The organism is Enterobacter cloacae complex sp. ECL414, assembly GCF_021869685.1.
In the GTDB taxonomy this organism is placed as follows: Bacteria; Pseudomonadota; Gammaproteobacteria; order Enterobacterales; family Enterobacteriaceae; genus Enterobacter; species Enterobacter kobei.
Genome location: NZ_CP091481.1, coordinates 4,375,420 through 4,388,815 on the forward strand (window position 1 = coordinate 4,375,420; position 13,396 = coordinate 4,388,815).

The 13,396-nt window shown below is 51.6% G+C and carries 14 protein-coding genes and 1 pseudogene; 11 read left to right on the forward strand and 4 right to left on the reverse strand.

The features are described from left to right. Positions 1-11 precede the first annotated feature (11 nt). The 11 genes and pseudogenes from gspD to L3068_RS25285 form a co-directional block, all read left to right on the forward strand. Positions 12-1,157: pseudogene (gene gspD, locus L3068_RS21165) on the forward strand (type II secretion system secretin GspD); the annotation flags it as partial. Further along, on the forward strand, positions 1,154-2,629 hold the full coding sequence (gspE, locus tag L3068_RS21170; protein WP_214602849.1) for a type II secretion system ATPase GspE: 1,476 nt from the start codon (positions 1,154-1,156) through the stop codon (positions 2,627-2,629). The pseudogene gspD and the gene gspE, both read left to right, overlap by 4 nt. Next, positions 2,626-3,825 (forward strand): type II secretion system inner membrane protein GspF, encoded by a 1,200-nt coding sequence (gene gspF, locus L3068_RS21175; RefSeq protein ID WP_179121248.1) that lies wholly within the window; start codon positions 2,626-2,628, stop codon positions 3,823-3,825. The genes gspE and gspF overlap by 4 nt, the downstream gene beginning before the upstream one ends. A gap of 9 nt (positions 3,826-3,834) precedes the next feature. Continuing rightward, positions 3,835-4,278 carry a type II secretion system major pseudopilin GspG gene (gene gspG, locus L3068_RS21180; RefSeq protein WP_047626063.1) on the forward strand — a complete coding sequence of 148 codons (444 nt, stop codon included), beginning with the start codon at positions 3,835-3,837 and terminating at the stop codon, positions 4,276-4,278. A gap of 2 nt (positions 4,279-4,280) precedes the next feature. Then, positions 4,281-4,781 (forward strand): type II secretion system minor pseudopilin GspH, encoded by a 501-nt coding sequence (gene gspH / locus L3068_RS21185; protein ID WP_087529697.1) that lies wholly within the window; start codon positions 4,281-4,283, stop codon positions 4,779-4,781. After that, complete coding sequence (gene gspI, locus L3068_RS21190) at positions 4,778-5,146, forward strand: type II secretion system minor pseudopilin GspI (protein WP_050863167.1); 369 nt, start codon at positions 4,778-4,780, stop codon at positions 5,144-5,146. The genes gspH and gspI overlap by 4 nt, the downstream gene beginning before the upstream one ends. Further along, positions 5,139-5,720, forward strand: coding sequence for a PulJ/GspJ family protein (locus L3068_RS21195; RefSeq protein WP_214602848.1), 582 nt, complete (start codon positions 5,139-5,141; stop codon positions 5,718-5,720). The genes gspI and L3068_RS21195 overlap by 8 nt, the downstream gene beginning before the upstream one ends. Next, positions 5,717-6,676, forward strand: coding sequence for a type II secretion system minor pseudopilin GspK (gene gspK, locus L3068_RS21200; protein ID WP_214602847.1), 960 nt, complete (start codon positions 5,717-5,719; stop codon positions 6,674-6,676). The genes L3068_RS21195 and gspK overlap by 4 nt, the downstream gene beginning before the upstream one ends. After that, positions 6,609-7,817, forward strand: coding sequence for a type II secretion system protein GspL (gene gspL / locus L3068_RS21205; protein WP_214602846.1), 1,209 nt, complete (start codon positions 6,609-6,611; stop codon positions 7,815-7,817). Before gspK ends, gspL begins: the two co-directional genes overlap by 68 nt. After that, on the forward strand, positions 7,810-8,283 hold the full coding sequence (locus tag L3068_RS21210) for a type II secretion system protein M (protein WP_032635368.1): 474 nt from the start codon (positions 7,810-7,812) through the stop codon (positions 8,281-8,283). The genes gspL and L3068_RS21210 overlap by 8 nt, the downstream gene beginning before the upstream one ends. Position 8,284: 1 nt before the next feature. Next, entirely contained in the window at positions 8,285-9,064 is a 780-nt protein-coding gene (locus L3068_RS25285; RefSeq protein WP_048339401.1) for a prepilin peptidase, read from the forward strand. 34 nt (positions 9,065-9,098) lie between these two features. Here the strand turns inward: L3068_RS25285 and bfr are convergent, their stop codons facing one another. The 4 genes from bfr to fusA all read right to left on the reverse strand — a co-directional run bounded on the left by bfr (position 9,099) and on the right by fusA (position 13,393). After that, positions 9,099-9,578, reverse strand: coding sequence for a bacterioferritin (gene bfr / locus L3068_RS21225; RefSeq protein WP_014885483.1), 480 nt, complete (start codon positions 9,576-9,578; stop codon positions 9,099-9,101). Between the two features lie 72 nt (positions 9,579-9,650). Further along, positions 9,651-9,845 (reverse strand): bacterioferritin-associated ferredoxin, encoded by a 195-nt coding sequence (gene bfd / locus L3068_RS21230; RefSeq protein ID WP_008503493.1) that lies wholly within the window; start codon positions 9,843-9,845, stop codon positions 9,651-9,653. A 179-nt stretch (positions 9,846-10,024) separates the two neighbouring features. Then, positions 10,025-11,209 (reverse strand): elongation factor Tu, encoded by a 1,185-nt coding sequence (gene tuf / locus L3068_RS21235; RefSeq protein ID WP_014171903.1) that lies wholly within the window; start codon positions 11,207-11,209, stop codon positions 10,025-10,027. A gap of 69 nt (positions 11,210-11,278) precedes the next feature. Continuing rightward, positions 11,279-13,393 (reverse strand): elongation factor G, encoded by a 2,115-nt coding sequence (gene fusA / locus L3068_RS21240; protein WP_023331453.1) that lies wholly within the window; start codon positions 13,391-13,393, stop codon positions 11,279-11,281. Between the last annotated feature and the right edge of the window lie 3 nt (positions 13,394-13,396).

A 13,396-nucleotide genomic window follows, 5' to 3' on the forward strand; every position in this document is an offset into this window, starting at 1 on the left:
AAATTCAGTGTGCCACTTCACTCGACGTTTTAACCGGTGTCACACAAAAACTGAAAGAGGGCAAAAGTGGCACAACCAATACGGCAACCAGCAGCAGCCGCGATATCTCTATTACTGCAGATGAACAAACCAACTCACTGGTTGTGACCGCCGATCAGGGTATTCTCCAGCAACTCGATGAGGTTATCGCTAAGCTGGATATTCGTCGTGCACAGGTTCTGGTGGAAGCGATTATCGTTGAAGTCCAGGACGGTAAAGGTCTGAACCTGGGTGTGCAGTGGGCTGAGAAAAACGTTGGTGGACAACAGTTTACAAAAACTGGCCTGCCAATCTTTAACGCGGCACAGGGCGTGGGTGAATTCAAAGCAAACGGAGGGATCACCAGCGATAACCCAGCTTACAACCTCTTCAGTAATTATAACGGCCTTGCGGCAGGTTTTTTCAACGGCGACTGGGGGGTGCTCCTCACAGCACTCAATACCGACAACAAAAACGACATCCTGTCTACGCCCAGCATCGTTACGCTTGATAATAAAGAAGCAGCCTTCAACGTCGGGCAGGATGTGCCCGTACTTTCCGGTTCCCAGACGACCTCCGGCGATAATATTTACAATACCGTCGAGCGTAAGACGGTGGGGACCAAGTTAAAAGTCACCCCGCAGATTAACGAGGGTGATTCTGTTCTGATGGAGATCGAGCAAGAGGTTTCCAGCGTCGACACATCGACAAGCTCTTCCTCGCTCGGCCCAACCTTCAACACCCGAACAATACAGAATGCCGTCCTGGTGAAAAGTGGCGAAACCGTTGTGCTTGGCGGTTTAATGGATGACGCCAGTAAGCAAGAAGTTTCAAAAGTTCCCCTGCTGGGCGATATCCCTTTGGTGGGACAGCTTTTCCGCTACACATCCAATGAGAAAAGCAAACGTAACCTGATGGTCTTTATCCGCCCGACCATTATCAGAGACGATGAGGTCTATCGTTCACTCTCACGTGAGAAATACACTAATTTCAAAGATCTGCAAAAAGAGAGACGTGAAAAGCAAAGTGAAACACTGATTAACGTCGATAACATCAAAGAGCTTGAAGATCGGGCTTTTAATAATGCAACGGCGACACCGGACGCTAAAAATCCGTTCAGGGAAGGTCGAACGGAATGAGTCAGCACGCATGGAAAAAAGCGCAGCGCTATGGCATTGCCTTACAAGGAGAGACTCTCTTCTACTCGACAGATGCCACACTTGAGCATCTGCTCGAGTTCGCATCCGTTGCGCCAGAGTGCACCTGTTTTACCCGGCTCCCCCCGCAGCAGTTTGCCGAAAAGCTGGAGCTTATTTACCAACAGAACAGCGGGTCAGCCCAGTTAATTGCCGAAGATATTAATAACTCGGACGATCTCAATACTCTCTCTAAAGAGATCCCAACGAATGAAGATCTGCTGAACGAGCAGTCGGACGCGCCGGTTATCAGGCTTATTAATGCCGTGCTCAGCGAAGCAATTAAAGAACACGCCTCAGATATTCATATTGAAGTATTTGAAAAAGCGATGAGTATCCGCTTCCGGGTTGATGGCATCTTGCGCCCGGTGGTTCAGCCGAATAAAAAACTGGCGGCCTTACTCATCTCACGTATCAAAATCATGGCCAAACTGGATATTGCCGAAAAAAGGCTGCCGCAGGATGGACGCATTACCTTAAAAATTGGTCAGCGAAATGTGGATGTCCGTGTGTCGACGCTCCCGTCGCAGCATGGCGAACGTGTTGTTCTGCGTCTGTTGGATAAAAGTAGTCTGCGCTTATCCATCGATAAACTGGATATGTCAGCGGCAGACACACACAGTCTGAAGAATCTGCTTGCCCTTCCCCACGGTATTATTCTGGTCACGGGGCCAACGGGCTCCGGGAAAAGCACCACGCTCTACGCCATTCTCTCCGCGCTAAATAGCCCCGAACGCAATGTGCTTACGGTAGAGGACCCAATTGAATACGAACTGGAAGGTATCGGACAAACCCAGGTTAATAGCCGCGTAGATATGTCATTTTCCCGCGGACTACGCGCTATTTTACGTCAGGATCCTGATGTCGTCATGGTAGGAGAAATTCGCGATAACGAAACCGCTCAAATTGCGGTTCAGGCTTCTTTGACCGGGCATCTGGTGCTTTCCACTCTCCACACCAATAGCGCGTGCGGTGCCGTAACGCGATTACGGGATATGGGCGTTGAGCCGTTCCTTCTCTCTTCCTCGCTCGTTGGGGTGATTGCCCAACGTCTGGTCAGACGGCTATGCCCCCACTGTAAAACGGCTCACGCCGTGCGGCCTCAGAAACTACAGCTTCTGCAAGCCCACGGGATAAATGCATCCCAACTCTGGCAAGCAAAAGGCTGCCCCGCTTGCAGACAAAGCGGCTATCAGGGGCGTATGGCGATCCATGAACTGTTACTCGCGACACCAGAACTGCGTGACGCTATTCACAATGAGCGTCATGAAAGGCAGCTGGAACAGATCCAGCGTCGTCATCACCTCAGCCTGCTGGCAAACGGTCTTCGCGTAGCGGCAGAAGGGATGACCTCACTTGAAGAAATTCTGCGGGTGACCTCTGAAGGTCAGACTCCAGCGGATGGGCGCCAATGAAATTTCACTGGACGGCAACGGACGCGCGGGGAAACCGCCATACGGGGCTGAGTGAGGCCGCGAGTGAAAGAGAGATGGTCGCGCAGTTGCGTAGCCAGGGGTTATTACCGCAAACGCTAAAACGGCAGCGACCCAAGGTTGCCCTCAGGGCTTTTTCGACACGAATCAGCCACAGCGAATTAACGCTTTTTACGCGTCAGCTGGCGACGCTGATCGCGGCGGCGTTGCCGCTGGATGAAGCGCTCGCCGTTGTTCAACAGCAAAAAGAAAATAAAAAACTGGCCGACGTCATCACTTCTCTGCACCTCGCCGTTCTGGAGGGACAGCCCCTCTCTGTGGCCATGCAAGCCCACCCTCGTCTGTTTGATACGGTCTTTTGCACCCTGGTAAAAGCGGGAGAGACGGTCGGCCAACTGGGCACCGTTCTTGAAAGGCTGGCCGAATATAATGAAGCACGTCAGCAAATGCGCAGCAAACTCACACAGGCGTTGATTTACCCTGCCCTGCTCACCACGGTCGCCATTCTGGTGGTTATCATTTTGCTTACCACGGTGGTACCGAAGGTCGCCGCGCAGTTCACTCATCTTAAGCACGAGCTACCGCTTTCCACCCGTACGTTACTGGCGATGAGTCACTTTCTGTCGACATATGGTCCCTGGATCGCACTGACGCTTATCTGTGGAGGAGCGCTGTTCTCTTTCTGGCTGAAGCGCGGGAAAAACCGGGATCATTTTCATCGCTGGCTCATCGCGTTTCGCATTACCTCCCCGCTGGTCTGCGCGATCAATAGCGCCCGTTATCTGCGCGCCCTGAGTATTCTCAATCGCAGCGGTATCCCCCTCCTGGAGGGGATGTCACTCTCGGCGGAAGGCGTTGGCAATCGGGAGATAGGCCGGCGGCTCAGCGACGCAGCAGAAAGCGTACGTCAGGGAAATAGCATCAGCCAGTCCCTGAAGCAGACGCAAATATTTCCCCCCATGATGATTTACATGATTGCTTCCGGAGAAAAAAGCGGTCAGCTCGGGGAACTCATGCAACGTGCGACAAATAACCAGGAGGTGCAGCTGCAAAACCGCATTTCGCTGACCCTGGCGATTTTTGAACCGGCGCTGATTGTTGTCATGGCAGCGATCGTTTTGTTTATCGTTGTCTCGATCATGCAGCCCATCTTACAACTCAACTCATTGATGAATTAAGGAAAAATCATGGAAGCGCAGAAGAAGGAAAGGCAGCGTGGTTTCACGCTTATGGAATTGATGGTCGTCATCGTGATTATGGGGGTTCTGGCCAGCCTGGTGGTGCCTAACTTAATGGGCAATAAGGATCGGGCAGACCGGCAAAAAGCCGCCAGCGATATTATTGCTCTCGAAAATGCGCTGGATATGTACAAGCTGGATAATCATCGTTATCCCACTACAGAACAGGGCCTGGAGGCGCTTATTACCGCCCCAGGGCAAGCTCCCCGGGCTGAAAACTACAACCCGGACGGTTATATCCGCCGTCTGCCCGCCGATCCGTGGGGGAATGACTACATCCTGATTAGCCCGGGTGAGCATGGCGCGATCGATATCATGTCCACAGGTCCTGATGCTGAAACCGGCACCGAGGATGATATCCACAACTGGGATAACGATAAAAAGTCACGCTAAAAATGGCCCATCAGAAAGGATTCACACTGCTGGAGGTGATGCTGGTTATGGTCATCATCGCCCTGGCGGCAGCCGGCGTTGTCGCTATGCAAAGTGACAGGCTGAGCGCTACCGGAAAGCTACTGCGGCAGATCGATGTCCTCAGACAGACAGCAAAATACATGTCAGACGTGGCGCTACTGGAAAAACATACTGTCGGCCTTCAGCTCACTACTGACGGCTGGCTTTTCTATGCACCGAAAAAGGATCGCACCGGTGAATGGCAGTGGCAGGAAATAGCAAACAATGACAATTTGCCGTTACGCGGCGATTGGGACGCACCGGCCAGGCCTGACGTGACACCGTCGTCGGAGGAGGCCAAGCCGCAAATCGTCATCCTGCCCGATGGACAAGTCACTCCCTTTTCAGTGGTTTTCAACGCTAAAGATGGCGAAAAAATCGCCATTCTGCAATCACACGGCGCGCTGCCGCTTGAGGTCATTCGCTTTAAGGAACCGCAATGAAACAACAAAGCGGAATGCTGCTGCTTGAAGTCTTGCTGGCAATGGCTATTTTTGCGACCGCCATTATTGCACTCCTCAACAGTATGCAATGGCAGCTTTCAGCACTGGAAACGTTAAAACAGGAAACGCTAGCGCTTTGGGTTGCAGACAACGTACTCGTGACCTCGACTTACGGACAACTCGCCGCCAAAGAGGGAGCCTCTTCTCAATTAAATGAGACCTTCTCCTGGCAACTGGTTGAAGGGAAACAAAGTTCGTCTCCTTTGCTTCAGAAAGAGGCCAGAGTGATAACGTCTGATGGCCGAACCCTCAGCCTGTTTTCCTGGTCTTCAGAAAGTAAGAAAACGGAGGCGAAGCATGAGTAAGGTCCCCAACGGCTTTACGCTTCTGGAAGTGATGCTGGCGATCGTCATTTTCTCAACGCTCAGCTTTCTGGCCTCTCAGGTGTTCTCCCAGGCAACCGAACAGTACCAGCGAGCCAAGAAGACTGGCGATGATTTTGAGGCCATCCAGCACACCGTGCTCATGCTTGAAAATGATTTAATGCAGTATGTCCCGCGGAAAAACCGGCAAACACCGCTCCCCTTCTTGAGTGAAAAAGAGAGCGTAATTTTCACAACACAAACCCGGGATCCCGCAATGCCTTTTGGGGCAACGTTCGTTTTGACGACCGTCCACTGGTATGTCGAAAACGACACATTATTCCGTGCAGTACGCTACTCATCCGACAGTGAAAAGGACGTGGCACCACAGCCCCTGCTGGATCATGTCTCCCATTTTTCTGCAACAATGACGCCGGCGGATGAAAAGAGCGTGTCAACGACAGCCACGATAACGCTGGAGCGTGACGGTAAAGCGGAAATAACCCGACACGTTGTCCTGCCCGGCTGGTTTCCGGAAAAAAAAGCCGCCAGCCAAACTGCAGGAGCGACGCAATGAATGCGCAAAAAGGTTCTGCATTGCTGATTGTTTTAATGATTCTGGCGCTGATGGCTGCGCTGGCAGCTGAGATGACGATAAGTTTTCAGGTTCAGCTCCAGCGCACCCGGCGCATCAATGATAGCCAGCAGGGGAAATACGCCCTGCTCTACGCTGAAGCACAATCTATGGCCCGTTTTCAGGAGAAGCCTGGAGACGTACTCACCCACTCGGAGAGTCCTGGCGACGACACCGACGTCAGCTGGCAGATAAACGATCTGCACCATTGCTACAACCTGAACGCACTGAAGAATACGCCGGAAGAACCACTGGCGACGCCACCGTATGAAATCAGCGTGTTTTACGCCCTACTGGAGAAGCTCGCCGTTGAAAAATACCGGGCAGAAGAGATCGCACAATCCATCGCAGACTACATCGATGATAACGACTCAACGCGCGTTAAAGGTGCAGAAGACGAATACTATCAGCATAGTCAGCCAGGCTACCTGACCGCCGGTCAGGTGCTCTTTTTACCCACAGAAGTGCGCAAAATTAAAGGGATGACTGACGCGCTTTATCAAAAACTCGCCCCTTTTATCTGCACCCGATTCAGCAGTGACCTCGCCATTAATATCAATACCCTTACTGAGCAGCAAGCGCCGCTTCTGGCAGCCCTCTTCCTCAACAATATCAGCTTGTCAGATGCAAAAATGCTCCTGAAAAAACGTCCTGTAAATGGCTGGGAAAAGGTAGAGGATTTTCTTTACCAGGCCCAACAGGATTTCAGCGCAGCAAAACCGCTGGTGGATTCGCTTAAAAAACAGATTACAACCAGCAGCAGTTATTTTTTGACCACATCCACGGTTCATGAGGGTGACCTTACCTTTGGTATGCGCACATTTTTCATTTATGACGAAAAAACTAAAACACTCAAACTCTATTTACGCCAGCTTACGGATGACAGTAGCGAACAATAAAGCAGTTAACGCCCCTGCGACGAAACTGCTTATCCGGCTTTCTGGATCGACGCCGAATGCCCTTGAATGGGTGGAATATGATGGATGTGGCTACAGCCAGGTTCAGAGTCTGACAACAGAACAGTTGCCGGAGCTTGTCGCACGTCCGGCATCAGGATGCACTCATCTCGTTATTCCGGCCCAAAAGGCAACGAGCAGAATAATCGTCATCCCAGACGAAAATTACGAACTGACCGATCAAAAACTTCAGTGGCTTGCGGATGAAACACTGGACGAGGGCATGCCCTCGCTGCACTGGACGCTACTCTCTCGGGAGGGAACGCGAGTTTCCGTCATTGGCGTTGACGCCGACTGGCTTATGTCCCAGCTTCGTCTCTTTGCCGGGGCTGGTTTTAACGTCACGCATGCGACGATTGACGCCCTTCGCTTGCCAGCCTGTCAAAGCGGCTGGACGGTATTATCAGACAGCGGTGGATGGTTGCTCAGAACGCATGAGAACAGTGTTGCCCATCTGACAGAACCCTGGCTAGCACAGCTGCTAGCGCATTATCCCCCGCAAGAGGTCGTCAGCTACGGTCCACTGCCAGCTGGCCTTTCCGCGAAGGAAACGCGTCCCGCATGTCATAGTTTGATACTCCATCCACAGGAACCACCCGCTAACCTTTTGCACGGGAAAATGCGCCCGCCTGCCCCGCGCTCTTTCTGGACCACCAATATCAAACGCATGGCGCTTTGCAGTCTTCTCCTGTTAGCCGGGAGTGCGTGTCTGGCTCAGGCTGTCGTGTATTTGCAACTTCGGGAGTATGAAAAACAGCTGAGCCACACACTGATGCAGCAATGGCAACGTTATATTCCAGAAAACAGGCATACCCGTAATCTGCGTACCTATTTACCCAGGCAGCTACAGCAACGATCGCCTGCCCCCTATTTGCTCTTACAACAGCTTCAGGCTCATCTGTCCGCTTTCCCGGGACTGGCGCTGGAAGGGGTGAGTTATAACCCGGCACGTAATGATTTACGTCTTTTTATTTCTACCCGCGATGACCAACAGATCCAGGCGTTTTTAAATCAAAAACTGGCTGGCTACTCACTCAAAGTCGATAAACATGAACAGGGATTATGGACGATTCGAAATGATTAAACGCGCTCAGGAATGGTTTCACCAAAAAGATCCGCGTGAACAGCGGCTGCTACTCGCACTGCTTGTCTGCGGTGTCAGCATTCTTTTCTGGTTTGGGCTCTACCAGCCCCTGAAGCAGGCTACGGACACCATGCAATCCCGCTATGCTAAGGTGCAACGCGATCTGCAGTGGTTGCAGAAACAGGTTTCGGCTGCAGCTCTTCTTCCGGAAAAGAGACCATCAGGCTCCCTGGAGAATCAGGTTAAAAGCAGTTTGCACATGCTGGGCACTGCCGCAAAACTCCAGCGCACCGATAGCGGAGAACTGACTGTATCGGCCGACGCTCTCAGGATGGACGCTTTTATGAACTGGCTGGCAGTGCTACAGGGAGACTACGGTCTGCGGATTGCGGAACTTGAATTCCACGCCAGTGAACAGGGTACGGACACTATAATCCTGACGCGCCTGACGCTCGGAGTGAAATAAAATGGATAGCTCACTGGTTACTCTGTTTCTCATCATTGGCCTGCTGTCAGGAACCGCAATGGGTATACTCACCTGGCGTTTGCCTGCCGAGATTTTACGACCGTCTTCGACAGGCGAGGCGGGTTCAACGTCAGAGTTTACGTTCTCTGGCTCCCGGTGCTGCCAGTGTCAAACCCCACTGTTCTGGTACGACACGGTTCCCCTGCTCGGCTGGATGCTTCTCAAAGGGAAATGTCGCCACTGCGGCCAGCCTGTTTCAACACGCTATCCCTTGCTGGAAGGGCTTTGTGCGATGATGGCCGTCATTTGCTATGCCCTCCATCCAGCATCAATGATAATGTCACTGGCGCTTTTTCTGTTCTTTTGGTTTGTACTCGCACTCAGCGTGATCGATCTGCAGCATTACCTCTTACCCGACAAGCTCACGCTACCGTTACTGTGGGTTGGCCTGTTGTTTAATGCCTTTTTTGGCCCTGTTTCCTCCCAGGACGCCATTGTGGGTGCCGCTGCCGGCTATTTAATTCTGTGGCTGCTCTACTGGCTGGTCCGCTTAATCTGTCACAAAGAAGGGATCGGTTACGGGGATTTCAAGATGCTTGCGGCAGTGGGCGCCTGGTGCGGCTGGCGAGAGGTACCCGTGATCCTTTACGTAGCGTCAATCGCAGGGATCTTTTACGGGCTTCTGCTGTGGGTAAAAAAAGGGCATTTCGGTGACCCGATACCTTTCGGTCCGGCGCTGGCACTGAGCGGCTGGGGCTGTTTCTGCTGGGCAACGCTGTGAGGAGGCAGGAAGGAGGGTTTCCTTCCTGTATCAACTACTCTTTTTCTTCGCGGATTTGCGCCTGCAGATAGTTTTGAATACCCAGCTTATCGATCAAATCCAACTCGGTTTCCAGCCAGTCTATATGGCCTTCTTCATCGGCAAGGATCTCAATCATCATGTCACGGCTGACATAATCAAAAACGCTGTCGGCATAGGCAATGGCTTCACGGAGATCTTTGGCACCTTCAAGTTCCAGCCTGAGGTCGGAACGTAGCATCTCCTCGACATCTTCACCGATGCCCAGCTTGCCGAGATCCTGCAGGTTTGGAATACCTTCAAGGAATAAAATGCGCTCGATATATTTATCGGCGTGTTTCATCTCATCTATAGATTCATGGTACTCAACGTCGTTCAGACGTTTAAGTCCCCAGTTTTTGAACATTCTCGCGTGAAGAAAGTACTGGTTGATTGCGACAAGCTCATTTCCCAATAATTTATTGAGATAACTTATGATTTTAACATCACCTTTCATTATATAGTCCCTCCGCTTCCACTCATTGAAGCGTAGATCGGGCTACGGGGATGTCAAAAAAAAGATGGGCGCTTACGCGATCTCTTTGTATTCCGGGATCTGCATCAACTCGTCCTGCATGATTTCACGTGCAGCACGTACACATTTACCGCATTGATTTCCAACCGGAACAAATTTGCGAAGCTGCTGAAATGACTGAGGCTGAAACTGGCGAACGGCCTGACGTATTTTTTTGTCGCTTACACCATTACATAAACAAACGTACATAGAGACTCCCGTTCAAATTATGCGCAAAGTGTAAGTGAGAATGGTTATGATTACAATAGCACAAACGCCAGAATACGGGGCGGGTGCAGGCAAAAAATGCGAAAGTTTGTGACAACACCTGAGCAGCACAAAACAAAAAAGGACGCCGAAGCGTCCTTTTTTAATTCGGGGATAATTAATTAGCCCAGAACTTTAGCAACAACGCCCGCGCCAACGGTACGGCCGCCTTCACGGATTGCGAAACGCAGACCGTCGTCCATCGCGATTGGGTGGATCAGAGTCACAACCATCTTGATGTTGTCGCCTGGCATTACCATCTCAACGCCTTCTGGCAGTTCGATGGTACCGGTCACGTCAGTTGTACGGAAGTAGAACTGTGGACGGTAGCCTTTGAAGAACGGAGTATGACGGCCGCCTTCGTCTTTGGACAGGATGTACACTTCAGATTCGAACTTGGTGTGTGGCTTGATTGAGCCTGGCTTCGCCAGAACCTGACCACGTTCGATTTCTTCACGTTTGATACCACGCAGCAGAACACCAACGTTCTCACCAGCACGGCCTTCGTCCAGCAGTTTGCGGAACATTTCAACGCCAGTACAAGTAGACTTCGCAGTCTCTTTGATACCAACGATTTCAACTTCTTCACCCACTTTGATGATACCGCGCTCTACACGACCGGTAACAACGGTACCACGACCGGAGATGGAGAATACGTCTTCGATTGGCAGCAGGAATGGCTTGTCAATCGCACGCTCTGGTTCTGGGATGTAAGAATCCAGGAAGCCAGCCAGTTCGATGATTTTCTCTTCCCACTCTGCTTCGCCTTCCAGCGCTTTCAGCGCGGAACCACGAACGATTGGGGTGTCGTCGCCTGGGAAATCGTACTGAGACAGCAGTTCACGAACTTCCATCTCTACCAGTTCCAGCAGCTCTTCGTCATCAACCATGTCGCACTTGTTCAGGAACACGATGATGTAAGGAACGCCTACCTGACGACCCAGCAGGATGTGCTCACGAGTCTGAGGCATTGGGCCGTCAGTCGCAGCAACAACCAGGATCGCGCCGTCCATCTGCGCAGCACCGGTGATCATGTTTTTAACATAGTCGGCGTGGCCTGGGCAGTCTACGTGTGCGTAGTGGCGAGTCGGGGTGTCATATTCAACGTGAGAAGTGTTGATGGTGATACCACGCGCTTTTTCTTCTGGTGCGTTATCGATCTGGTCGAATGCACGAGCAGCACCGCCGTAGGTTTTAGCCAGAACGGTAGTGATTGCAGCAGTCAGGGTAGTTTTACCATGGTCAACGTGGCCGATAGTACCAACGTTAACGTGCGGTTTTGTACGTTCAAATTTTTCTTTAGACACGGCTATATTCCTTACTATAGTGCTCTCCCCTTCGGAGAGAGCACGGGACTTAGGTTTTAATCCTGTGGATTACTTACCACGGGCTTCAATAACGGCCTGAGCAACGTTGTTAGGCGCATCATCATACTTCAGGAATTCCATGGTGTATGATGCACGACCTTTGGTCAGAGAACGCAGCTGAGTTGCATATCCGAACATTTCAGACAGCGGAACTTCAGCGTGGATCTTAACGCCAGTTACTTCAGATTCCTGACCACGCAGCATACCGCGACGACGGCTCAAGTCACCGATAACGTCACCGGTGTTCTCTTCAGGAGTTTCTACTTCAACCTTCATGATTGGCTCAAGCAGAACTGGTTTTGCTTTCTTAAAGCCTTCTTTAAAGGCAATAGACGCAGCCAGTTTAAACGCCAGTTCAGAGGAGTCAACGTCGTGGTAAGAACCGAAGTGCAGACGAACACCCATGTCAACAACCGGATAGCCAGCCAGAGGGCCCGCTTTCAGCTGTTCCTGGATACCTTTATCAACGGCTGGGATGTATTCGCCAGGAATTACACCACCTTTGATGTCGTTGATGAACTCGTAACCTTTCGGGTTAGAGCCCGGCTCCAGTGGGTACATGTCGATCACAACGTGACCGTACTGACCGCGACCACCAGACTGCTTAGCGTGTTTACCTTCAACATCGGTAACTTTCGCGCGAATCGCTTCGCGGTAAGCAACCTGAGGTTTACCCACGTTCGCTTCAACGTTGAATTCACGCTTCATACGGTCAACGATGATGTCCAGGTGCAGTTCACCCATACCAGCGATGATGGTCTGGTTAGATTCTTCATCAGTCCATACGCGGAATGATGGGTCTTCTTTCGCCAGACGGCCCAGAGCCAGACCCATTTTTTCCTGGTCAGCTTTGGTTTTTGGTTCAACCGCGATGGAGATTACCGGCTCTGGGAATTCCATACGCTCCAGAATGATCGGGTGATCCGGGTCACACAGGGTGTCACCAGTGGTCACGTCTTTCAGACCGATAGCTGCAGCGATGTCGCCCGCACGAACTTCTTTGATCTCTTCACGTTTGTTAGCGTGCATCTGTACGATACGGCCAAAACGCTCACGCGCCGCTTTCACGGAGTTCAGGATGGTGTCACCGGAGTTAACCACACCAGAGTAAACGCGGAAGAAGGTCAGGTTACCCACGAATGGGTCGGTAGCAATTTTGAACGCCAGTGCAGAGAACGGCTCGTCGTCGCTTGCGTGACGCTCAGCCGGAGTATCTTTACCGTCGTCCAGGATGCCGTTGATCGCAGGAACGTCAACCGGGGATGGCAGGTAGTCAACTACCGCATCCAGCATCGCCTGAACACCTTTGTTCTTGAACGCAGAACCACAGGTTACCAGGATGATTTCGTTGTTCAGAACACGCTGACGCAGAGCTTTTTTGATCTCTTCTTCAGTCAGTTCTTCACCACCCAGGTATTTCTCCATCAGCTCTTCAGAAGCTTCAGCAGCGGATTCGATCAGGTTCTGGTGCCATTCGTCAGCCAGGTCCTGCATCTCAGCCGGGATGTCTTCGTATTCGAAGGTCACGCCCTGGTCTGCGTCGTTCCAGTTGATGGCTTTCATTTTCACCAGGTCGATAACGCCGGTGAAGCCTTCTTCAGCACCAATTGCCAGCTGCAGCGGAACAGGGTTCGCGCCCAGACGGGTTTTGATCTGACCAACAACTTTCAGGAAGTTAGCACCCATACGGTCCATTTTGTTAACGAACGCGATGCGTGGAACTTTATATTTGTTCGCCTGACGCCATACGGTTTCAGACTGTGGCTGAACACCACCAACTGCGCAATAAACCATTACCGCGCCGTCGAGCACACGCATGGAACGTTCTACTTCGATGGTGAAGTCAACGTGCCCTGGGGTGTCGATGATGTTTACGCGATGCGGTTCGTACTGCTTAGCCATACCTGACCAGAATGCAGTAGTCGCTGCGGAGGTGATAGTGATACCACGCTCCTGCTCCTGTTCCATCCAGTCCATGGTGGCTGCGCCGTCATGAACTTCACCGATTTTATGGTTTACACCGGTGTAGAACAGAATACGTTCGGTAGTAGTGGTCTTACCGGCGTCGATGTGCGCACTGATACCGATGTTACGGTAGCGTGCGATGGGTGTTGTACGAGCCATTTG